Origin of the sequence: Acidiferrimicrobium sp. IK (assembly GCF_025499425.1) — a bacterium.
Classification (GTDB): domain Bacteria; phylum Actinomycetota; class Acidimicrobiia; order Acidimicrobiales; family Palsa-688; genus Acidiferrimicrobium.
On record NZ_JAIMCB010000003.1, the window covers coordinates 226364 to 248055 of the forward strand.

At 70.8% G+C, this 21692-nt stretch carries 18 protein-coding genes and 1 other RNA gene; 9 read left to right on the plus strand and 10 right to left on the minus strand.

The annotated features are described in order from the left end of the window. The first annotated feature begins 43 nt into the window (after positions 1-43). Positions 44-1213 (plus strand): acetyl-CoA C-acyltransferase, encoded by a 1170-nt coding sequence (locus tag K6U06_RS06735; RefSeq protein ID WP_262321142.1) that lies wholly within the window; start codon positions 44-46, stop codon positions 1211-1213. Positions 1214-1514: 301 nt separating this feature from the next. Here the strand turns inward: K6U06_RS06735 and K6U06_RS06740 are convergent, their stop codons facing one another. Beyond that, a complete protein-coding gene (locus K6U06_RS06740; protein WP_262321143.1) occupies positions 1515-2474 on the minus strand; it encodes an SDR family NAD(P)-dependent oxidoreductase in 960 nt (319 codons plus the stop codon). A 103-nt stretch (positions 2475-2577) separates the two neighbouring features. Here K6U06_RS06740 and K6U06_RS06745 point away from each other — a divergent pair, with 103 nt between their 5' ends. The 3 genes from K6U06_RS06745 to K6U06_RS06755 all read left to right on the plus strand — a co-directional run bounded on the left by K6U06_RS06745 (position 2578) and on the right by K6U06_RS06755 (position 5442). After that, entirely contained in the window at positions 2578-3393 is an 816-nt protein-coding gene (locus K6U06_RS06745) for an enoyl-CoA hydratase-related protein (RefSeq protein ID WP_262321144.1), read from the plus strand. A 55-nt stretch (positions 3394-3448) separates the two neighbouring features. Then, positions 3449-4255, plus strand: a complete 807-nt coding sequence (locus K6U06_RS06750; protein WP_262321145.1) for an enoyl-CoA hydratase/isomerase family protein — start codon at positions 3449-3451, stop codon at positions 4253-4255. Between the two features lie 143 nt (positions 4256-4398). Then, positions 4399-5442: a zinc-dependent alcohol dehydrogenase family protein gene (locus K6U06_RS06755; protein WP_262321146.1), complete on the plus strand. Its 1044-nt coding sequence runs from the start codon at positions 4399-4401 to the stop codon at positions 5440-5442. Between the two features lie 590 nt (positions 5443-6032). Here K6U06_RS06755 and rnpB read toward each other — a convergent pair. The 3 genes from rnpB to K6U06_RS06770 all read right to left on the minus strand — a co-directional run bounded on the left by rnpB (position 6033) and on the right by K6U06_RS06770 (position 10221). Continuing rightward, positions 6033-6398, minus strand: an RNA gene (gene rnpB / locus K6U06_RS06760) — RNase P RNA component class A. Between the two features lie 356 nt (positions 6399-6754). Then, positions 6755-9085 carry an SMC family ATPase gene (locus K6U06_RS06765; RefSeq protein ID WP_262321147.1) on the minus strand — a complete coding sequence of 777 codons (2331 nt, stop codon included), beginning with the start codon at positions 9083-9085 and terminating at the stop codon, positions 6755-6757. Positions 9086-9105: 20 nt separating this feature from the next. Then, on the minus strand, positions 9106-10221 hold the full coding sequence (locus tag K6U06_RS06770) for an exonuclease SbcCD subunit D (protein WP_262321148.1): 1116 nt from the start codon (positions 10219-10221) through the stop codon (positions 9106-9108). 78 nt (positions 10222-10299) lie between these two features. On the opposite strand from K6U06_RS06770, the gene K6U06_RS06775 reads away from it, so the two are divergent. The 3 genes from K6U06_RS06775 to K6U06_RS06785 all read left to right on the plus strand — a co-directional run bounded on the left by K6U06_RS06775 (position 10300) and on the right by K6U06_RS06785 (position 12489). After that, complete coding sequence (locus K6U06_RS06775; protein ID WP_262321149.1) at positions 10300-11148, plus strand: nuclease-related domain-containing protein; 849 nt, start codon at positions 10300-10302, stop codon at positions 11146-11148. Further along, a complete protein-coding gene (locus K6U06_RS06780; protein ID WP_262321150.1) occupies positions 11145-11867 on the plus strand; it encodes an NUDIX domain-containing protein in 723 nt (240 codons plus the stop codon). Before K6U06_RS06775 ends, K6U06_RS06780 begins: the two co-directional genes overlap by 4 nt. 112 nt (positions 11868-11979) lie before the next feature. Then, the gene (locus K6U06_RS06785; RefSeq protein WP_262321151.1) at positions 11980-12489 is read left to right on the plus strand and encodes a MarR family winged helix-turn-helix transcriptional regulator; all 510 of its coding nucleotides are present in this window, start codon (positions 11980-11982) and stop codon (positions 12487-12489) included. A gap of 459 nt (positions 12490-12948) precedes the next feature. Here the strand turns inward: K6U06_RS06785 and K6U06_RS06790 are convergent, their stop codons facing one another. The 6 genes from K6U06_RS06790 to K6U06_RS06815 all read right to left on the minus strand — a co-directional run bounded on the left by K6U06_RS06790 (position 12949) and on the right by K6U06_RS06815 (position 19878). Continuing rightward, positions 12949-14133 carry a kynureninase gene (locus tag K6U06_RS06790; RefSeq protein WP_410051003.1) on the minus strand — a complete coding sequence of 395 codons (1185 nt, stop codon included), beginning with the start codon at positions 14131-14133 and terminating at the stop codon, positions 12949-12951. A 158-nt stretch (positions 14134-14291) separates the two neighbouring features. After that, positions 14292-15149, minus strand: a complete 858-nt coding sequence (locus K6U06_RS06795) for a tryptophan 2,3-dioxygenase (protein ID WP_262321153.1) — start codon at positions 15147-15149, stop codon at positions 14292-14294. A 61-nt stretch (positions 15150-15210) separates the two neighbouring features. Then, entirely contained in the window at positions 15211-16875 is a 1665-nt protein-coding gene (locus tag K6U06_RS06800; protein ID WP_262321154.1) for an ATP-binding protein, read from the minus strand. Positions 16876-17012: 137 nt separating this feature from the next. Next, positions 17013-18020: a 1-acyl-sn-glycerol-3-phosphate acyltransferase gene (locus K6U06_RS06805; RefSeq protein WP_262321155.1), complete on the minus strand. Its 1008-nt coding sequence runs from the start codon at positions 18018-18020 to the stop codon at positions 17013-17015. Positions 18021-18067: 47 nt separating this feature from the next. Next, entirely contained in the window at positions 18068-18916 is an 849-nt protein-coding gene (locus tag K6U06_RS06810; RefSeq protein WP_262321156.1) for a patatin-like phospholipase family protein, read from the minus strand. Next, on the minus strand, positions 18913-19878 hold the full coding sequence (locus tag K6U06_RS06815; RefSeq protein WP_262321157.1) for a DNA double-strand break repair nuclease NurA: 966 nt from the start codon (positions 19876-19878) through the stop codon (positions 18913-18915). Before K6U06_RS06815 ends, K6U06_RS06810 begins: the two co-directional genes overlap by 4 nt. Before the next feature lie 75 nt (positions 19879-19953). On the opposite strand from K6U06_RS06815, the gene K6U06_RS06820 reads away from it, so the two are divergent. Both K6U06_RS06820 and ligD read left to right on the plus strand, forming a co-directional pair. Next, positions 19954-20766 carry a Ku protein gene (locus K6U06_RS06820; protein ID WP_262321158.1) on the plus strand — a complete coding sequence of 271 codons (813 nt, stop codon included), beginning with the start codon at positions 19954-19956 and terminating at the stop codon, positions 20764-20766. Between the two features lie 7 nt (positions 20767-20773). Further along, the gene (ligD, locus tag K6U06_RS06825; RefSeq protein ID WP_262321159.1) at positions 20774-21685 is read left to right on the plus strand and encodes a non-homologous end-joining DNA ligase; all 912 of its coding nucleotides are present in this window, start codon (positions 20774-20776) and stop codon (positions 21683-21685) included. Positions 21686-21692 lie beyond the last annotated feature (7 nt).

A 21692-nucleotide genomic window follows, 5' to 3' on the forward strand; every position in this document is an offset into this window, starting at 1 on the left:
AGCAGGGCGCATCGGCGTCTGTTCACCTAGCTCTGGAGGGGTTTTGCCCGAGGTCCTGATTCTCGATGCGGTGCGCACGGCGATCGGAAAGCGCAACGGCACCCTCGCCCGGTCCCACGCCAACGACGTGCTCGGCGCGGTCCAGAAGGCCATCGTGGACCGGACGGGAATCGACCCACTGGTCGTGGACCAGGTCGTCGGAGGGTGCGTGCAGCAGGTCGGCGCCCAGAGCGCCAATGTCGCTCGTAACGCCTGGCTGGCCATGCGCCTACCCCAGGAGGTCCCGGCAGCCACGGTCAACTCCCAGTGCGGGTCCTCCCAGGAGGCCAACATGGTCGCCCATGCCCTGGTGGGCAGCGGACTGGCCGGGGTCGCCATTTCCTGCGGTGTGGAGATGATGTCGTCGGTGCCCTTCGGTGCCATGGCCGTCGAGGGCAAGTACGGCATGCCTCGGGAGGGAACCTATGCGGAGGTCTACGAGCCGACCACCCAGTTCGAAGGCGCCGAGCGCATCGCGTCCAAGTGGGCCATCACCCGGGAGCAGGCCGATGCGCTCGGCTGCGAGTCGCAGCGGCGGGCGGCTCAGGCCTGGGCCGAGGACCGCTTCGCCGGCCAGATCGCCCCTCTTGAGGTCACCTCCTACGGCGAGGATGGCAAGCCCACCGGCACGGTGACCTTCGAGCGCGACGAGTGCCTCCGGCCCACGACGATGGAGGGCCTCGCCAAGCTGAAGACCAATGCCCCCGACGGCATTCACACCGCCGGTACCTCATCGCAGATCTGCGATGGCGCCGGGGCTCTGCTCCTGGCCACGCCCGAGCGGGCTGCTGCTCTGGGGTTGAAGGCCCGAGGCCGCATCGTGGACTCGGTGCTGGTCGGATGCGACCCCGAGCTAATGCTCGAGGGCCCGATCCCCGCCACCGACAAGCTGCTGGCACGCACCGGACTGTCGATGGACGACATCGACGTGTTCGAGATCAATGAGGCCTTCGCCTCCGTCGTGCTGGCCTGGCAACAGGAGACCGGTGCCGACATGACCAAGGTCAACCCCAACGGCGGGGCCATCGCGGTCGGCCATCCCCTCGGTGGTTCCGGTGTCATTCTGCTGACCCGGGCCCTCAACGAGTTGGAGCGCAGCGGGGGTCGCTATGCCCTCATCTCCATGTGCTGCGGTGGAGGTCTGGGCACCGGCACTATTATCGAACGGATCTGAAGGTCCCATTGCGGCCGGGTGACCGACGATTGGCGTTAGCCGCCGGTGCGCCCCGGCGGCGTGCCGCGCCAGCCACGAACCCGCCCGACGCCCAGAAGGCCATCCCCGGGCACGCTGTCGAGTTGTTCGAACAGGACGCCAGGAGCTGATGCCGGCAGGTGTTCGTCCAAAAGCCGGTCTCCGCCCGCGAGGACGTCGCCGGCTACAGCGCCCTTCGGAAGTGGAGCGAGCAGTTCTGCGAGGTGCCTGAGGGCCGCCCCCTGACGCGGTCCCTCGTCGAGCAGGGCTGGCCGGGCACCGGTCAGATCAGTCCGGTGACTCCGCCGCGGTCGTTGCCGCGTTCCGGGAAGATGAGGTCGTGGACGCTGCGGGCTTCCTCGGCGCCGGAGCTGAAGATCTGGTAACGGTCCGTTCCCAGCATCGCGCTCTCGCTGCCCGCAACAGCCTCCACTGTGAGGTCCCGATCGACGACGCCTTCGGTCACTCCGAGGAAGAATCGAGCGACGCGTCCGCCTGCGGCGCTGATGATCTCGCCGTTCAGCGCGCAGTGCTCGTGGCACAGCCAGGCCACGACGGGGGAGACGAGATCGGGCCTGAGCGCGTCAGCCCACCGATCTCCCTCTCCGCTACGCCATCGCGCCGGGGCAGCCTTCGATTGGCGGGACATCGACGTGTAGGCGATGGGAGCGACGGCATTGGTTCGGATGCCAGCATCTTCGCCCTCGAGGGCGAGGACCCGAACCAGTCCCACCAGCCCGGCCTTCGAGGCCGCGTACGCCGCTGATCCCCGCTGCCCGAGCATCCCCGAGTTGGAAACGGTCATGATGACACGCCCATAGCCCGACGATTCCATTATCGGCCATGCCGCCCGGGTGACGGCGAAGGCACTGCGCAGGTTGGCGGCCAGAACCATGTCCCACAGGTTGTCGTCGGTGGCGGCGATGGGCGCGGCACGCAGGATGCCGGCGTTGTTGATCACGATGTCGAGCCGGCCGTACGTGTCGACCGCCGCCTGTACCGCCTGTGCTGCGCCTCTGCTCGTAGCGCAGTCGGCCCCCACGCCGAGAGCGGTCCCGCCGCGCGCCGCGATGCCTGCGACAGCGGGCCCTGGGTCGGCGATGTCGTTGACGACGACGGAGGCTCCCCGCTCCGCCAGCAACTCGGCATGAGCCCGTCCCAGCCCGTTGGCCGCTCCGGTGACGAGGGCAACCCGGCCGTCGAAGCGCAGTGGCCCGCATCCTTCCGTTTGTAGAGGATCCACGGCACGTCCAGTCTCAGGCGTCGCGTCGGCCGGCCGACTTGACTAACTTGCCAAGTCGCCTCCGAAGGGAAAGAGTAGCTCCAGACCCGGAGGAGGAGCTGCGTTGGAGCACGACCTGGTGAATGTGCGCGTCGAGGTGGCCGACGGTATCGCCCTGGTGACACTGGACCGACCGCCAGTCAACGCATTGGACAGCCGGACATGGTGCGAGCTCACCGCTGCGTTCGACTCGCTAGGCGCTCGGCGCGATGTCCGAGTGGCCATCTTTCAAGGCGCCGGTCGGGTCTTCTCGGCAGGGGCTGACCTAGCCGACTCGCCCAGGCGCTATCGGCCGGACGGGCGGAGCGAGGACGGAGGCCCTCAAGGCGATCCGCGCCAACAGGTCGATCCGGGCCTCCTTCCCCGTCAGGCGTTCTGGGCCCTATACGACTGCGCGGTACCGGTCATCGGGGCCATCGACGGCAAAGCCGTCGGTGCCGGGGCGGTGCTGGTCTCGCTCTGCGACATGGTCGTCGCGACTCCAAGGTTCGAGCTGGCCCTGACGGAGGTCAACGTCGGCGTCCTCGGGGGCGTCAAGGCAACACAGCGGATGGTCGGGCCCTACCTGGCCAAGCGGTTGTTCCTCACCGGCGAATTCATCGGCGCTGAGGAGCTATACCGCAGGGGGGCGATCGAGGCCGTGGTCAGCTCCGAGGAGCTCCTTGGCGCGGCCCGCGGCTTGGCGGCCAAGATCGCGGGTAAGAGCCCTATCGCCGTCCGATTGGCGAAGGAATCGGCCAACCGAGTCGAGTACATGGACCTCAAGGAGGGCTACCGCACGGAGCAGGACTACACGACGCGTGTCAAGCGCTATGCGGATTCCACGGAGGCCGGCGCCGCTTTTGCGGCGCACCGGGCCCCGGACTTCCGCTGGGAGTAGGTGACGTGGGCAGTCTGGGGCGGTGAGGGGCAGGCACCAAGTACAAAGGTCTGCCATGACAGACATTTACGACCGGTACCCGGGCCTGAGCGTCGATCGACCCTCGGAGGGTGTGCTGCGGATCACGATGGACGCCCCCGGCCTCAACGCTGTGACGCCCGCAGTTCACCGGGAGCTGGCGGACATCTGGATGACCGTCGACCGCGACCCCGATACCCGTGTTGCCCTCCTGCGGGGGGCCGGCAAGGCTTTCTCCGCTGGCGGCAGCTTCGAACTGCTCGACACCATGATGGCGGACTACGCCACGCGGACCCGGGTGATGCGGGAGGCCAGGGACCTAGTCTTCAACGTTATCAACTGCTCCAAGCCCATCGTCTCTGCGATCCACGGCCCTGCCGTGGGCGCCGGCCTGGTGGCGGGGATACTGGCGGACGTATCGGTGGTGGCCCGGTCGGCCCGGATCATCGACGGCCACACCCGCCTCGGCGTCGTGGCCGGGGACCACGCGGCGATCTGCTGGCCGCTCCTCTGCGGCATGGCGAAGGCGAAGTACTACCTGCTCACCTGTGACGAGCTGCGGGGGGAGGAGGCGGAGCGGATCGGCCTGGTGTCAATCTGCGTCGACGATGACGCCGTGCAGGCGCGGGCGATGACGGTCGCGGAGCAACTGGCCGGCGGCGCCCAGTCGGCGATCCGCTGGACCAAGCAGGCGCTCAACAACTGGTACCGCGCCCAGTCCGCGATCCTCGATGCCAGCTTGGCCTACGAGTTCTATGGCTTCGGGGGCCCAGACGCCAGGGAGGGTCTGGCGTCCCACACCGACAAGCGGGCGCCGGTGTTCGAGGGTCCGACCGCCGAGTAGCGGTCCCGTTCGATCAGGAGGAACCGAACTCCCCGGGTTTTGGGGTCATTGGACCCTGACGCCCAAGGGGCCATCGTCGTACCTTCGAAGGACAGGCGCTTCCAGGCCTCGTTCACACCCAAATAGCAGCGAGGGAGTCGACCATGAAGGCACTCGTATACCACGGTCCGGGGATCAAGGCGTGGGAAGAGGTGCCCAAGCCGCTGCTGAAAGACGACACCGACGCCATCGTCAGGGTCGACGCGGTCACGATCTGCGGTACCGACCTCCATATCCTGAAAGGCGATGTCCCGGCGGTAACCGATGGCCGGATACTCGGCCATGAGGCGGTGGGCACCGTCGAGTCTGTCGGCACCGGAGTCAAGAACGTCAAGGTGGGCGACAAGGTCCTGGTGTCGTGCATCACCTCGTGCGGCACCTGCCGGTATTGCCGCGAAGCCCGATACGGGCAGTGCCTCGGCGGTGGAGGCTGGATCCTCGGCAATCTGATCGACGGCACCCAAGCCGAGTACGTCCGGGTGCCGTTCGCGGACACCTCTACCTACCCCGCTCCCGCTGGGGTCAGCGACGAGGCGCTCCTCATGGTCGCGGACATCCTGCCCACGGGTTACGAGGTGGGCGTGCTCAACGGGAAGGTGCAGCCGGGTGACGTGGTAGCGGTGGTCGGCGCCGGGCCGATCGGCTTGTCCGCGATCATGGGGAGCCGGCTCTACAGCCCGTCTCACGTCGTTGCCATCGACCTGGCGGACAGCCGCCTCGAGGCCGCCAAGCAGTTTGGGGCGGACGTCACGGTCAACAACAGCCGGGAGGACCCCGCCGCGGTCCTGGCCGGGTTGACCGGCGGCCTCGGCGCCGACGTGACCATCGAAGCCGTCGGCGTTCCCGCCACCTTCGAGCTAGCGGCGTCGCTGGTCCGTCCGGGCGGGCACGTGGCCAACATCGGCGTCCACGGCCAGCCCGCGACGCTCCACCTCGAGGAGCTGTGGACCAAGGACGTGACGATCACAACGGGCTTGGTGGATGCGTTTTCGTCAGGGACGTTCCTGCGCCTGCTGCAGGGGCATCAACTCGACGCTGACCGTTTCGTCACCCACCACTTCACTCTCGACCAGTTCGAACAGGCCTACGACGTGTTCGCTAACGCGGCAGAGACCGGGGCCTTGAAGGTCTTCCTCTCCCGCTCATAGCGCTCGTCGTCACCTCCGCCGGGCGATGGCTTGCTCTCTCCTGTCAAAGCCTTCGCCCGGCGCCCGGGGGGCTGCCTGGCAAGCTGGGTTGCCTCGACGGGTCGATCGGCCTTGTCCCGCAGGATGCTTGCCAGACAGCCGCGAAGCTGGCCGGCGACGCCGGCACCGCTCGGCCGGGTGGCAGCAGCCGGTCCTGGCCCTGAGGCCGGAACTCCTGTGGCGCGGCGCCCGGAGGACTTGCGGCGTCAAGTACACCAAAACCTTGAGCGGCTCGGCGGGGACCATCTGGGAGCCTGGTTGGCTTGTGCACCGGGGACTGCAAAGGGGGGCGGGGAGACTCGCTGGCCGAGCACATCGCCGGCTTGGCTGAGTTGCAGCACGACGGGCTGGTGCGGCGTCTGGGTCTCTCAGCAACGTGACCCAAGAGCAGGTCCGCGAGGTGCGCGGCGTCGCGCGGCCAGAACATGCGCACGCTCGATCACGGCGGTGTCGAGGACTGCAACGGGCATTTCGGGTACCGGGTGGCACCAGCGGTCAGGGGCAAGCATGCTGGTCAGAGGATAAGTTCGGGCTTCTGGGGGCGGTTAGCGACGGTGAGTCGGTCTGTAGGCGGGATTCTGTCCACCGGCCCGTTGCCGGGATCCGGATGGGTGGCCATCCATCTGTGCGGTCTACCTGGGGACACCGGCCGGGCCGACCGTCCCACGTTTGACCTTGCTCCGGGTGGGGTTTACCGAGCCGCCCGGGTCGCCCCGGGCGCTGGTGCGCTCTTACCGCACCGTTGCACCCTTACCTGTGATCCCCGTTCCAGAGGAGCGGTTATCCATCGGCGGTCTGTTCTCTGTGGCACTTTCCTGCGAGTCACCTCGACTGGCCGTTAGCCAGCACCCTGCCCTGCGGAGTCCCGACCTTCCTCGACCGGATCAACGTCCGGCCGCGACCACCCAACCGACTCACCGTCATCATCCACGCTAGCGGGTCGGCCGGTGAAGCCGGGAAAGTAGGGAACGGGCGGTTTGCGGCTCTCGTCGGGCGGGGTAATGACAGCGGACCGAAGGTGAAGATAGGGACGGAGGACCGGCACGGTGGAGTGCGTCGGGTGTGGTGCGCAAGTGGCGGATATCTGGCGGTGGTGCCCGGACTGTGGTGGCCGTCTCCGTCCGGAACCACTGGCACCGGAGCCGCCGCCGGCACCGGGCGTGCGAGGGGTCCGGCGCAAGTCGGCGACCTGCCGCCTGACACCGGACGGGTCGGACCGGGCGGCTTGATGACACGAGCCGACGTAAGGGCCGAGCCAGGGTGAACCGACGCTTCAGGCCGCCAGCACCCGGGCGGTCGCCCGGCGGCCGGGGAGCTTGACCACCTCGATGGCGTTGGGAAGCTGCTCTTTAATGGAGCCGTCGTGGGTGACGACCAGCACCTGCCGGAACCGGCCCCGCAACCGTTCGAGCGCGCCCAGCATCCGCTCCTTGCGTTCCTCGTCGAGGGGGCCGAACACCTCGTCGAGGACTAGAAGGCCCACGGAGCCACCCGACTGAAAGCGGATGTGCTCGCTGATGGCGACCCGCAGGGCCAGGTTGGCCAGGTCGATCTCCGACCCGGAGAAGCGGTCGAGCCCGTAGACCCGCCCGCCGTCGGAGATCTGTAGCCCGTACGTGTCGGGATCGACCTGCAGCTCGTCGTACTCATGGTCTGTCAACTCTGCGAACAGCTCCGCGGCTTGCAGCGCCAGCCGGGGACCGACCGATGCCACAACTGTGTTGCGGAACTCCGAGAGCAGATCGGCCAGGCGCGACAGGTGCTGGCTGTCGGTGGCCAGCTCCTGGAGCGTGGCGTGCTGGGCGACGGCGTCGTTCACTCTGGTCTGGGCGCCGTCGGCGGCCGCTCTGGCTGTGGCGGCCCGCAAGCGCGCCTCTTCCGCCTGGCGGCCGTGCGCCTGGGCCGCGCCGGTCGCGTCGGCGGCCAGCTGGCGGGCCTCCTGGAGTTCCTTGGGGTCGAAGCCCAGCGTCTTGACCTTGTCCCGCAGCGCGGTGACCTCACCCTCGGCGCCGGCCGCGGCGTCTCGCTCACGAGCGAGCGCGGCCTCCAGTGCGGGGCGGCCTTCGAGCCGGCCCCGCAGTCGCTCCGCGGTGACGGCGGCGCGCCGTTTGCTCGCGGCGCGAGCCTCCACCGCCGCGACCGCAGCGCGCAGGGCGTCAGGAGGGGTGCCGGGAGCGGCGGGGCCGCCCGGGCCGACCAACGCGGGATCCACCGCGGCCAGCGCACTACGGGCCCGGCCCTCCGCGGCTACGGCGTCATCGTGGCGAAGCCTTGCCTGGTCCCACGCGGCCCTGGCGGCCTCGGCCGCCCGGTATGCGTCGAGGGCGGCGTTGAGAGCGGCTACCGCAGCCGCCGCGGCGGCCGCGGCCTGGGTGCGCTGCGCGCTTAGCGCTTCCAGTCGGGCCGCCGCTTCGGCGACCTCGGCCGCCCGGTGATCGCGTACTTGCTCCCAAGCCTCCCCGAGGGCCTGTCCGCAAAGCGGGCAGTCGGCCTCGCCGGACAGCTCGGAGGATCGGCTGGCTGCTTGGCGGGCTCGCTCCAGCTCGGCCGTGACTGCGCGGTGGGCGCCGTCGACCTCAGCCAGGCGCGCCCTGGCGGTCTCGGCCGCGGCCGCCCCCCGGTCCCGCTCGGTCGGGTCGGGTTCGGGCGGTGGGTCAGGCACGGTCAGGTCGGCGGCCGCGGCCGCGGCCTCGGCCAGCGCCCGCAGCGGTCCGAGGGCCGCCTCGTCGCCGGCCAGCCCGTGCGCGTCCCGCTCGGCGGCGGCCAGGCCCGCGGCGGCGCGGTCGAGCTCGTCGAGCTCGCGCTCGCGGGCGGCTACTGCCTCTTGGGCTCGGTCGAGCTCGGCTCGGGCGGCCCTGCCTTCGATAACAAGCCCGTCGTAGGCCTGCCGCAGGAGGTCGAGGCGGCCCAGCCGCTCCTGCGCCTCGCTGGCCCTTGTCGATGCGGTTCGCTCCTCCTCGGCCGCTTCTCCGGCGATGGCCTCGGCGGCGCCGGCCGCGGCGTCGGCGTCGTCGGCGGCGACCCTCAACGCCGCCACGTCGGGGAGGACCGACCGCAAGTGGTCGTGGCGCTCTCTCGTGACCCGCGCGTCTCGGCGGGCCTCGTCGCGCGCGGTGTCGAGGGGGGTGATGCCGAGCAGCTGCAGGACCAGCTTGCGCCGCTCCGCAGGCGTCTGGCCCGAGAAAGCCGCCAGCTGCTTTTGCTCAGCGAACACCGACGCCCTGAACGCGGCGTCGTCCATGCCGAGAAGGGAGTGGACGTACCGGCCGACGTCGCGTACCCCTTCGGTCATCTGCAGCCCGTCGCAGGTGACCGACGCCTTGGGCGTCGAGTTGATGCCCGACAACGAGCGCCGCACGACGTAGAGGTGACCTTCGTGCTCGAACTCGACCTCGGTGACGCAGTCGCCGCCTACCCCGGCGGAGCGGATCTCCTCCTTGGCTGTCCTGGCGCGACCCCATAGCGTGAAGAGGATGGCCTCGAGCAGTGTCGATTTGCCCGAACCGTTGGGCCCGTAGATGCCTACCAGGCCCGGAGGCAGCGCGAGGTCGAGCTCGTCCTCGTAGACGCGGAAGTTCCTCAGGTACAGCCTGGTCAGCAGCACAGTCCTCCTTTCTCCACCTCTTAGCCGGCCGCCTCGACGGCTCGCTGCAGGTACTCGTGGCCAAGGCGGCTCAGCCGCTCCCTGTCCAGACCGGTCAGGTCCTGGCCGCCGAGGTAGCCATCCCATTGCCCGCCGAGGGTCTCCACCGACGGTAGCTCCGCGAGGAGGGTCGTGGAGGCGAACTGGGGCTCCAGCTTGAGCAACAGGCCAGCGCCGGCGGCATCGTGGATCGCGGCCATGTCCAGCAGCCTGTAGGCCTCCGGGTCTACTCCATCGAGGTACAAGCGGGCGACCGCCCCCTCCGGGACCGACGCCGCCCGCTCCATGACTCGATCCGACAGCTCCGCCGGGGACATGCCGAGGGCGTAGACGGACTCCAGGGTGATCAAGGGGCGGGCACCCGGGACGGGCACGTGCCGGCACTCCCCGGTGTCGGTGTCGAGCACGACGATGCCCTTGGGCCGGTCCGGGTCGTCGGCGAAGCTGAACGTGTCGGTCGAGCCGGCGTACCACATGGTGGGCGAGACGGCAGCGAAGGTGTGGTAGTGCCCCAGGAGGACCAGATCCGACTTGAGCCGCCCGGCGTCGACCTCGATCTCGTTGATGTCGGAGTGGCGGGGTTGGAGCTGCGCGAGGCGGGGGTGGGTCAGCAGCAGGTTGGTGGTGTCGGCGCGCCGGTTGGCGGCGGCCTCGTCGAGGCCCTCGAGAGCGGCTTCGACGGTGAGCATCTGGGGCACGGCATGCACAGTCAGCCCGGGCAGGTCGAAGCGCTCGTAGCTGAGGCGATGGGCGAAGTGGAACTCCGGGAACGCGTCGGCCAGGGCCGAGTAGGGGCTCCCGGTGCCGGGCAGTCGGGGTGTGTCGTGATTGCCGGTGATGATCACGGCGGGGATCCCATGCTCCCGGATCCGAGTGAGCGCCGCCTGCGCCACCCGGAACGATCGGTAGGTGGGGCGGGGGTGGTCGAAGATGTCTCCGAGCCAGACGATGAGGCCTGGCCGCTCGATGAGCGCCTGGTCGACGGCGGCGGTGAACGACCGCTCGAAGTCCGCCTCCCGCTGGTTGACGCCGGAGGCGGTGGTCATCGGGTAGTAGCTGCGGCCCAGGTGGGCGTCTCCGATGGCAGCGATCCGCATGCCTCCCAGGAAACCAGAGGCGTGTGACAAATACCAGCGATGTAACTCCGGTGGGGCGGCAGCAGGTAGGGTCAGAGGGTGCGTTCTGACCGTGCAGATCGCGCCGGGGGCTCCGCCACCGACGGCTTCACCGCCGCCCGTGGGGTCGCCCGTCGGCGACGGCTCGTGCAGGTCGTCGCGCTCGCAAGCGGTGCCGCGGGCGCCTCGTTCGCGCCGGGCCTGGAGTGGAGAGGCGCCGCGCTCGGCGCCTCGTTGGTCGCCAGTTGGATGGTCCGGCCCGATCGCGATCCGGAGCGGTGGCTGCGCGGCGCCGCCGGCGAGGAGGCCACCGCCGCTCTGCTGGCGGAGTTGCCTGGGCGGCGGTGGATCGTCTTCCACGACCGAGCCGTGCCGGGGAGTGCCGCCAACCTTGACCATGTCGTCATCGGCCCGACAGGGGTCTGGGTGATCGACACCAAGTCCTACCGGGCGCCGCTGCGAGCAGGATGGCGGTCCGTGCGCGTTGGGGATCACCGGATCGACACCGCCACGGCCGCTTGGGAGGCCTCCGTGGTCGCTGACCGTCTCGGAGTCGACGTGCGGGCGGTGCTGGCCGTACACGGCGTGGGGCTGCCGCCTCGAGGCCGGCGAGTAGGAGGGGTCCCGATCCTGCCGGCGTCGGCACTGTTGCGCCGGTTGCGCCGTCGCCGGGGCTCGGCCCGTCTGCGCCGCCAAGACATCCACGCGCTCGGGGAGGCGTTCGAGGAGGCGTTCCGGCCCGCGGCGTCGTTTTCGCCCCGTTCGGTCCGGTCCCGTTCGGCCTCCGCTCGGCCCCCGCGTGGCGAGCCTCGACCCTGGCTGCCATACGATCCATCCGGGGACGGCCCGCGGGCGCCGGGCCGGCGTGCTCGCGCCGCCCGTCTCGGTTCCGGGGGTGCGACGGCGTGACCTCACCGGAGTTCGCCGGAGGGCCGGACCCCAACCCGCCGACGCCGGCGGCGACCGTCGTGTGCTTGCGTCCCGGACCGGCCGGCCCCGAGGTCCTGCTGCTGCGTCGGCGTTCGAAGGGCGCGTTCGGTGGCATGTGGGTGTTCCCCGGCGGCAAGGTCGACCCCGAAGACTGGGGTCCCGGCGACGACGAGGTGGCCGCCGGTCGCAACGCCGCGGTGAGGGAGGCGGCCGAGGAGGCCGCCATCGTGGTCGACCCGGCAACGGTGGTGACCCTGTCGTACTGGCTGCCGCCGCCGGAGGCGGCCCGCAGGTTCTCCACGTGGTTCTACCTGGCGCCGGTGCTGGGGGAGGACCCGATCGTGCTAAGCCAGGACGAGGTGGGCGATCACCGGTGGGAACCGCCAGCTGCCATGCTCGCGGCGCACGCCGCAGGTGAGGTGCAGCTGGCCCCTCCGACATGGATGACGTTGCACTGGCTCGCCGGCTACCGCACGATCGATGACGCCCTCGCCGCGGCTGCTGGATCAGAGCCGGAGCGGTTCCTGACCCGGGCGGTCATCTCCGACGATGGCCAGCTGGTGTCGACCGTATGGGAGGGCGACGTCGCCTACGACGACTTGGACCTCGACCCCGGCCGGCCCGGCCCGCGCCGGCGCCTGGAGGTCCGACGGGGCGCGTGGGTGGCGCTCCTCGACCCGGTCCCGGAGGGATCGTGAAAGCTCAGGCGCCCGCGGTTCAGGGCGCCATGGCGCCACCAGCGTCGCCGCCGGCGCCTTGGCGTCCCTCCGTTTCCGCCCGGCTTGGGGCGACGCTGAGCGGGCGGAGGCCGTGACCGGCGCCAAGCCCCTCGGCTTCGACCCTGTCGACGAGGCCCGGCGCCACTGGGCCGAGCACGGTTGGGCTGACGCTGCGTCGGGCATGGCAGCGGTGACCTCGGTGTTCCGGGCCCAGCAGATCTATCTAGGTCGCATCGACCGGGTGCTCAGACCCCTCGGGCTGACCTTCGCCCGCTACGAGGTCCTGATGCTCCTGTCGTTCAGTCGAACCGGCTCGTTGCCGCTCAACAAAGTCGGCGCCCGCCTGCAGGTGCACCCGACGAGCGTCACCAACGCCGTCGACCGCCTCGAGGCCGAGGGGCTGATCGAGCGGCGCCCCCATCCGACAGACCGGCGCACCACACTGGCCGAGATCCAACCCTCAGGGCGCGAGCTCGCGAAGCGGGCCACCGAGGCGGTCAATGAGGCCGTGTTCGCTGACCCGCTGCTCGACCCCGAGCGCACCGATGCGCTAGTCGAGTTGCTCACCGGTCTCCGCAGGGCCAACGGGGATTTTCAGTAGCGCTCGGCGGGTGCGCCGCCGGGCGGTCCGTCGCGCCTGGCGGCTTGCTGGGGTGGCGGCTGGGATGGTGCGGGGGTGGTGGCCGGGTGCGGGGTTCAGGGCAGGGAGGTCCGAGCGCGTGTGTCGGGGCACGGGGGTCAGGGCGCGGGGGTCAGGGCACAGGGGTCCGCGATGAAAGCCGCGACAGACCCAGCGCCAAACCGGGACGTCTGTCGCGGCTTGCCTTGCTGCAGGCCGAGCAACCCGAGCCAGACCCCCCATCTGGCGTCGAGGTGTGTCGCGGATTCCATCGGGTCGGGGTGGTGCTTCGGGCGTCGCGGCCCGGGGCCCCCACCGGCACCCGCCTGCGCCGGCACCCGCCCTGCGCCGGCACTCGGCTGTGCCGGCGGCCCGGCCTGCGCCGGCACCCGCCTGCGCCGGCACCCGCCGGCGCCGGCAACCCCCTATGCCGACAACTGGCTAGGAGGAGGCCTCGTCTCGAAGCGCGGCGAGCCCGGTGAGGACCTCGGCGAAACTGGTCGACAGCGGGGCCAAGCCGACGCGGATACCGTCCGGCGCCCTGAAGTCGGGCACCACCCCCCGAGCCCACAGCCTGTCGGTAACCGACCGGAAGTCGGTGCGCCGCAGCGTGATGTGGCCGCCGCGCAGGCCCGGGTCCCGAGGGGACGCGACGCTCACGCCGAGCGGGCTGAGCCAGGCGTCCGCGAGCTCGAGGGCGAAAGTCGTCAGCTGGACGGACTTGGCGCGCACCGCTTCGATCCCGACCTCCTCGAGTAGGTCCAGGCTGGCTTGGAGCGGCACCATGGCCACGATGGGCGGCGTACCGCTCAGCATCGAGCGGACACCGGTCGCAGGGCGGTAGCCGGGGCCCATCTCGAAGGGATCACCGTGGCCCATCCACCCCCACACCGGCTGGCGTAGCCGTGGCTGGTGCCGGGCCGCTACGTAGGCGAACGCTGGTGCGCCCGGACCTCCGTTGAGGTACTTGTAGGTGCAACCTACGGCCAGGTCGGCGCCCCAAGAGTCGAGGTGTACCGGCACCGAACCCACGGAGTGGGACAGGTCCCAGAGGACCATGGCCCCGCCAGCCTGGGCGCAGGCGGTGATGGCGGCGGCGTCGGCCAGCCATCCCGAGCGGTAGGCGACGTGGCTGAGGACGACGAGCGCAGTGTCGTCGTCCACCGCTGCCGCCACCTGGTCCACGGTGATGCCCGCCGCCGGGTCGGTGTCGATCCACACCAGGCGCAGGTCCCGCTCGGCGGCGATGCCCTCCAGCAGGTAGCGGTCCGTGGGGAAGTTGTCAGTGTCGAGGACGATGCTGCGCCGGCCACCCTCGGTCGCTGCGCGGTCGACCGCGGCGCGGGCCAGCTTGTAGAGCAGGACGCTGGTCGAGTCCGCCACCACCACCTGGCCGGCGGCCGCTCCCAGTGCGGCGGCCGCTATGCGGTCGCCGAGGGATTCGGGCCACCGCATCCACTCGTCGGTCCAACCGCGGATCAGCCGTCCGGCCCACTGGTCCCGCAAGAAGCGCTCCATCCGCTCGACCGCGGCGCGCAGCGGCCTCCCGACGGAGTTGCCGTCCAGGTAAGCGACGACGTCGTCGAGTTCAACGAATCGGTCCCGCATGGCACCGAGCGGATCCATTGCGTCGAGCGACGCGGCCCGAGCAGCGAAGTCTGTGCCTCCGCCGGCAGCGGCATCGCCGGCAGCGGCACCGCCGGCAGCGGCACCGCCGGCAGCGGCACCGCCGGCGGAGTCAGCGGTGCCTGCCGGGCCGCGGGATCTCGTGGGGTCGGGAAGGCTCATCGGGCGATCTCGGTGCGCACCGCGTAGAGCTCAGGGAAGAACGTCAGGTCCAGCGCGGCACGGAGGAACCCCACGCCGCTCGACCCGCCCGTCCCTTTAGCGGTCCCGATGGTGCGGGCCACCGTCTGGAGGTGCCGGTAGCGCCAAAGCTGCAGGTTGTCCTCCAAGTCGACGAGCTCCTCGCAAGCCTCGTAGGCCTCCCAGTAGCGGTGGGCGTCGCGGTAGATCTCGGTGAACACCGGGATCAGCTCGGGTACCAGCACCCACGGCTGGGTGACGTCGCGCTCTAGGACGGAGGCAGGCACGGGGTGGCCGGCTCGCGCCAGGTAGCGGAGGAAGTCGTCGTAGACCGTGGGCCGTTCCAGCAGCTCGTGCAGAAGCGACCGGGCGTGCGGGTCGTGGTCGAACATGTCGAGCATCCCCGGGTTCTTGTTGCCGAGAACGAACTCGACGGCCCGGTACTGCCACGACTGGAACCCCGATGACGTCCCGAGCCACTGGCGGAACTCGCTGTACTCGGTCGGGGTCAGCGTCGCCAGCACCGACCACTGCTCGGTTAGCTGGCGCTGGATGTGCTTGACCCGGGCCAGGCCCTTGAGGGCTGGACGGAGGTCGTCGAGGGTCAGGCACTCCTGCACGTGGCGCAGCTCGTGGAGGACCAGCTTGAGCCACAGTTCCGAGGTCTGGTGCTGGATGATGAACAGCAGCTCATCGTGGTGGGGAGGCCGGCTCACCGGGTGCTGGGCGCCCAGCACCTCGTCGAGGTGCAGGTAGGCCCCGTAGGACAGCTCCACCTTCTGGCGGGCGATGCCTTCTTCGATCGGCCGGATCCCGTCGCCGGCTCCGGCGCTCACCGCGTCCCCCGCAGCTGCCGCCCGGCGGCCGGTCCGCGCCGGCGTTCGTGTCGGAGCCGTCTCATTCGACCAGCGCAGCCACGTTGGGCCGGGCGGCGGGGCGGGGCGCGGGAGGCGGCGGCGTGGCGCGCACCACGTCCCGGTAGAGGTCGACCTTGGCGGGGACGGCGAAGGGCGCCACCAGGTTGACGATGAGGCACTCGCCGGGCATGAGTGTCTGGATCTCCGCGCTCTGCGCGCTGATGTCCTGCTTGGCCGCCGACCGCAGGATGTTGCGGTCCCGCTCGTCGGCCAGCCCGAGCACGAAGAAGGTGTTGAACTGGCTGAGCAGCTCCCCGTCCAGCAGCTTGGGTTGCTGGGTGATGGCGCACAGGCCGACGTTGAACTTGCGGCCTTCGCGTGCCACCCGGGGGAAGACGTTGGACTCCTTGTCCTTGTTGCCAGACAGCACCCGCTGTGCCTCCTCGAGGGCGATGGCCACGACCGGCATCCGCTCGTGACGGTCCGGGTCGTCGAGGTAGGCCCCTTGCCACTCCTCGAGCACCCTGCGGGCCAGGAACGACGCGACCAGCACCTCCTCGGTGCTGCCCAGGCCGCTGACGTCGACCAGCACGACCTGCCCGGCCAGGAGGTCGGAGATGATCCGGCCGCCGGCGGACACCGACGGGTCGGTGGCGACGCATCGCAGGTCGATGATGCGCCGGGCCCGCCGGTGGACGACCTGCAGGGTGCTCAGCGCGACGCGCGACGACAGCTCCACGTCGCGAAACCCGGGGAGGTCGTCGACCCGGGCGAACTCGGCCAGCCACGCCAGCCCTTCATCGCTCGATCCCGTCGAGTAGTGACGTTCCAGCTCGTAGAGCGCCTCCTCCTGCGGCCGGCTCCAGTCGTAGGCGGTGCGCAGGTCGTCGACGGTGAGCTCGGCCAGGCTGATGCGCAGCGACGTGGTGGAGGGCAGGGCCCGGTTGGCGTACACCCGTAGCGCGCTGGAGGCCCAGGGGTGGCGACCGAGCGCGGTGCGGTACTCGCCGTGGGGATCGATGATCAGCAGCCCGTAGCGGCCGTTGGCTCGCATGGCGCCCGCGGCCAGCACCTGCATCAGGTTGGACTTGCCCATGCCGGTGGTAGCGAAGACCCCCACGTGGCTGGCCAGTGACGCGCCGGGAATGCCGACGGTGAAGTCGACCACCGTCTCGCCGGAGCGCAGCCGGCCGAGGGGCAAGTCGCCCATCCTCTCGGCTAGGAACGCGAAGTCCTCCGCCTCGGGGGCCACGACCCGCGAGAACTGCGTCGGGAGGCTCTTGGGCTTGCGAAACTCGGTCCTCGTCCCGCCGGGCACGTCGGGGGGAGCCAGGTACCCGAGGCACCGGCAGGATGCCACGCGGTAGGTGCGTCGATCCTGCTCGTGAAGGGGGTGAGCCCCGGGCTCCCCGCGCTCGTCGTCGGCCAGCAGCGTGCCCGCTACCCGCTCCGCCCATCCGGGTTCGCGGTGCTCCGTGCCGTAGGTGACGTCGACGACGCGGAACAGGTAGCGGCGGTCGGCGACGGAGTCCACCCCGACCAGCAACTCCCCGAGGAACAGGTCCTCGTCAGGCGCAGCCCGGAAGACCGCTTCGAGCACGTTGCGCCCGAAGAGCCGGCCCCGGATCGGGGATCCACCGGGCGACCCTGCGGCGCCCGGGAGCGGCGGGAGAGCCGGATCGGGGGGCAGGAAGGAGTCGGTCACCGGACGAGTCTCGCAGGCGAGCGTGACGCCCGCTCCGCCAGGGTCCGAGCCGAACACGCCAGCGCCACCTGGTCAGGCCGCTCAGGCCGCTCAGGCCGCTCAGGCCAGTCAGGCCAGTCAGGCCGCCCGGCGGCTACTCAAGCGGGGCGGGTCTTGTGCCGGTCTACCCACTGGTCGATCACCGCCCACTCGGTGGTCAACCAGGCCAGCTGCGCGGCCTCGTCGTCGAGCGGGAAGGGTGCCGCCGGCCACGCCCTCACGGTCATGGCGGCGTTCAGGGGCAGCGCCCGCCACGCCTCACCGGCGGTGACGATGGTGTCCAGCCCGCTGTGCGCGACGAGAACCACCGACAGCCCCGGTTGAGCCTCCATCACCGCGAGCACACCGGCGGGGCGAGGCGGCAGGACGTGAGGCATGAGGGCCGCGGCGTTCGCGGCGTCGGCCTTCCCGTCGCTGCGAAGCCGGCGGATCGCGCGGCGCCGGCGCCGTGGCGTCCAGTTGCCGCCCTCGGGGAACACCAGGAGCGTGTCTCGGCCGTGCAGCTCCCCGGCCAGTCCGGCCAGGCGCCCGGCCAGGTCGTCGTTGGCGTCGCGGCTCGAGGGGAGAAAGCAGCACCCGAGCCGGTTGAGGACGATGTCCAGGGCCGGGTCGGCCTGCAGCACGTCCTTCAACACGATGCGCACACCCCGCCGGTAGCGCTCGAGGAGCATGTGCACCAGCGCGAACGAGTCACCGGGCCCCCCGTGGCGGGCCAGGACCAGCACCGGCTTGTCGGTGTCCAAGGCGCCGGTGTCGGCCGCGCCCGGCGCGTGGTCGGCGCCGGCGAAGGCGGCGGAAACCTCGATCTCCACCCGGAAGCCGGCGCAGCGCCGGGCCCACGCCAGGATCGACCCGAGCGCCCATCCGAGCAGCCGCTGGTGGGCGAGGATCCACGCCTCCGGCGGGGGCCGCCGCCGGGCGGCGCCGGGGTGGCGCATCCACAAGCCGAACGCGGCCATCACAGCGGCCAGATCCACGCACAGGTAGCCGGCGCCGAACGCGCAGACGCGCAGCGGCCGTCGGCGCCGGCCGAAGGGGGCGAGGAGCAGGCCGACTACGGCGCCCGCCGCGAACACGACCAGCAGCGCCAGCTCGATTGCGATCACTACTGGGGAGAGCAGGCGACGCACCGGCCTGGGCGGAATCCGCATCCTCAGGCCTTGATGTGGGCGTCGAGGTAACGGGCCGTCGAGCCGCGGGCGGCTTCGATGCGGGCGGCGGCTCCGCTGGTCTTGCGGTAGCGCACCGTGAGGGTGCGCGAGGAGCTCCCCGCCGGCAACAGGTGGACCTCGACGTCGTCGGGGACGCTGGCCATGTCCTCGCTGAAGCGGTGCCGGCGGCTGATCTCGAAGGCCACCTGCGCCACCTCCCACGGCCTGGTCGGCGGCACGAGGGGCTGCTCGATGCGACCGACGTGGAGCACGAAGACCCGCCGGGCGCCGAGCTCGACGGCGCGCCCGACGGGGACGGAACGCACCAGACCTCCATCCAGGAAATGCTCCCCGTCGATTTCCACCGGCGGGAACAGGCCCGGCACCGCGCACGACGCCAGCACCGCGTCGGCCACCGGACCGGAGGAAAACCAGTGCGCCGATGCGGCCTCGATCGAGGCGGCCACGCACTGGAAGGCCACGGGGAGGTCCTCGATGCGCATCCCGGGCAGGGCATCGTCGATCAGCCGGCGCAGCCTCTGGTTGGCGTGGAGGTGGGTGCCGTGGCGGGCCAGGGTGCCGAGCTGACCGATGACCGAACCGCCGAACACCGCACGGTCGGAGAGCCCGGCCCACATGTCGCGCATCCGCTCGATGGTCTCCGGCGACGGGTCGGCGGCCACCAGCGCGCCGTTGAGCGCGCCGACGCTGGAACCTACGACCAGGTCGGGGATGATGTCCCGCTCGAAGAGGGCCTGGAGCATGCCGACCTCCGCGGAGCCGAGCACCCCGCCGCCCCCGAGCACGAAAGCAGTGTCGAACGCCGGGAGACGGGACCGAGCGGCGCTCACGCCCGCTCCATCATGCGGTGGCGGTCGGCGAACGCCCGCTCCCGCACGTCGAGGGGCACCCCGAGACGATCGAAGCGTTCGGCCATCCGGTCCCACACGTCTGCACGGACCCAGGTGGCGCACGCCGCCAACCGATCGGCGACCGACAGCGGGTACGGGTAGCCGGGGAAGGCGGCGTCGTCGCACAACGCCGACAGGGCGCCGAGAGACGCCTCGGGGTCCGCGTCGGCCGGCAGGTCGACGCGGAAAGCGAACGGGGCGTCGGGGTCAAGGCGGGCGACTAGAACCTGCAGGCCGGCGCCGACCTCGGGGCGGGTCCGGGCCACCTTGGTCCACCAGGTCGCCCGGGCGCCCAGCTCCACGGTCGCTTCCTGCTCGAGCGCTCCGAGCAGCGGCGCGCCGCCCCGCGACAGCGACGAGTGCTTGGTCACCCCGGCAAGCAGCACGCGGCGGTCCGCGGCGCGCGCCACCAAAGCGGCCAGCCACCACGCGGGGATGCGCCAGTCGGGCTGCAAGTCGCCGTCGACGAGCACCACGGCGCCCGGATCGGCGGCGTCCACCGCGGCGGCCACCGCCTTCCACTCGCCCCAGTCCCGCAACAGGTTCACGTCGACCGCAGCTCGCGGGTCGACAGGGGAGTCCAAAGCGGCCAGAGCGGCACGCTCCTCGCCGCAGCCGAGCAGGTGCACCTGCAGCCGACCCTCGTCCTCGAGCACGCTGCGGCCGTCGCGCCAGCGCACCGTCGCGGCGCGGGTCGCGTAGACCTGCAGGCTGCGGGCGTCCGCCACCAGCGCCTGGCCGCCGTCGACGGCCCAGCAGTCGCGGGGAGCCGCGCCGCGGCTGAGCGGCGCCAGCGCCAGCGACGCCTCGAACTCCAGTCCGCTGCTCGTCTCGTCCCGCAGCCCGCCGCCTCCGTGCAGCAGGAGCGACGCCACCCGGTCCGCCGTTGCATCGATGTCCACCCGGCCAGGATGGCACGGCGCCGCGATCGGCCGTCGCCCCGACTGTGACCAGCGCTTTTGGGGAAGAATGTGGCCATGCCCCGCGCCATCTGGTCCGGCTCGGTCAGCTTCGGGCTGGTCAACGTCCCGGTGAAGCTGGTCACCGCCACCTCGTCGAAGGACGTCCGCTTCCATCAGCTGCACGCAGAGGACGGCGGGCGGATAAACCAGAAGCGGGTTTGCTCCCTCGACGGCGAGGAGGTCGAATACAGCGACATCGTCAAGGGCTACGACATGGGCGGCGGCCGGTACGTGATCGTCGAGCCCGAGGAGCTGGCCACCCTCGACCCGGAGGCGGATCGCAGCATCGACATCGAGGAGTTCGTCGAGCTCTCCGACATCGACCCGCTCTACTACGACCACAGCTACTACCTGATCCCCGACGGCAGGGCCGACAAGCCGTACGCGCTGCTCGCCGAGACCATGGCCCGGACCGGCAAGGTCGCCATCGGCCGGTTCGTGCTGCGCACCAAGCAGTACCTCGGAGCCATCCGGGCCCACGACGGCGTGCTGGTCCTCTCCACCATGCTCTACGCGGACGAGATCGTGCCCCAATCCGAGCTCGAGGTCCCGACCACTGACGCCACCAAACCGTCCAAGCGGGAGCTGGACATGGCCGAAAAGCTGGTCGAGTCGCTCACCTCGGCCTTCGAGCCGGAGAAGTACCACGACGACCACCGCGAGAAGGTCCTGGCCCTGATCGAAGCCAAGGCGGATGGCCAGGCCATCGCCGCCCCCGAAGCCCCGAGAGACACCGCTCCGGTCGTCGACTTGATGGCCGCCCTGGAGGCCAGCCTGGCCGCGGCCGGCGCCCGCGGTGACGGCAGCCGCAAGAAGGCCTCGGCCTGAGCAGCTGGTGGCCACCGCGAAGACCACCGAGGTCGAGGTAGGCGGCCGATCCCTCAAGCTGTCCAACCTGGACAAGGTCCTGTGGCCGGCCACCGGGTTCACCAAGGGTGACATGATCGACTACTACGCCAGGATCGCGCCGGCAGTGCTGCCGCACATAAGCGGGCGTCCCCTGACCCTCAAGCGGTATCCCAACGGGGTCGACGGCACGTCATTTTTCGAGAAGAACTGCCCTAGCCACCGCCCGGATTGGGTGCCTACCATCGCGATGGGCGACGTGGCTTATTGCAGCATCGACGAGCCGGCGGCGCTGGTGTGGTTGGCCAACCTGGCCGCCATCGAGCTGCACCCGACCCTCGCCGGCGAGCCCGACTTGGACTGCCCGAGGGCGGTGGTGTTCGACCTCGATCCGGGGCCGCCGGCGGACGTGGTGACCTGCGGGCGGGTGGCGCTGCTCGTGCGCGGCGTCCTGGACCGGCTGGACCTGCAGGCGTGGATCAAGACTTCTGGGAGCAAGGGCCTGCAGCTGTACGTGCCGCTCAACACCCCTGCCGGTTACGACGCGACGCGGGATTTTGCGCTGGCGGTGGCGCAGCTGCTGGAGCGGGCTCACCCCGACTTGGTGGTGACCAGCCAGGAGAAGCGGTTACGGCCCGGCAAAGTGCTGATCGACTGGAGTCAGAACACCAAGTCCAAGACCACCGTCGCGGTCTACTCGCTGCGGGCCAGGGACACCCCGAGTGTGTCTACACCAGTCGCATGGGACGAGGTCGAAGCTGCCGTGAAGGTGGAAAAAGGGGATGGCCTGCGCTTCGATGCCGCCGCAGTGCTGGCCCGGGTGGCCGACCGAGGCGACCTCATGGCGCCGCTCCTCGAAGTCCAGCAAAGCCTCCCCGACCTGCGCCTGCCGGAGCGGTGAACGGGGC

Excerpts from the sequence above, each read along its gene's own strand:
- K6U06_RS06770 (WP_262321148.1), bottom strand. The coding sequence starts at position 10,221 with ATGCGGATCGCTGCCATCGGAGACGCCCACCTGGGCCGCAGCTACTAC.
- K6U06_RS06820 (WP_262321158.1), top strand. The coding sequence starts at position 19,954 with ATGCCCCGCGCCATCTGGTCCGGCTCGGTCAGCTTCGGGCTGGTCAAC.
- K6U06_RS06750 (WP_262321145.1), top strand. The coding sequence starts at position 3,449 with ATGACAGACATTTACGACCGGTACCCGGGCCTGAGCGTCGATCGACCC.
- K6U06_RS06790 (WP_410051003.1), bottom strand. The coding sequence starts at position 14,133 with ATGGATCCGCTCGGTGCCATGCGGGACCGATTCGTTGAACTCGACGAC.
- K6U06_RS06755 (WP_262321146.1), top strand. The coding sequence starts at position 4,399 with ATGAAGGCACTCGTATACCACGGTCCGGGGATCAAGGCGTGGGAAGAG.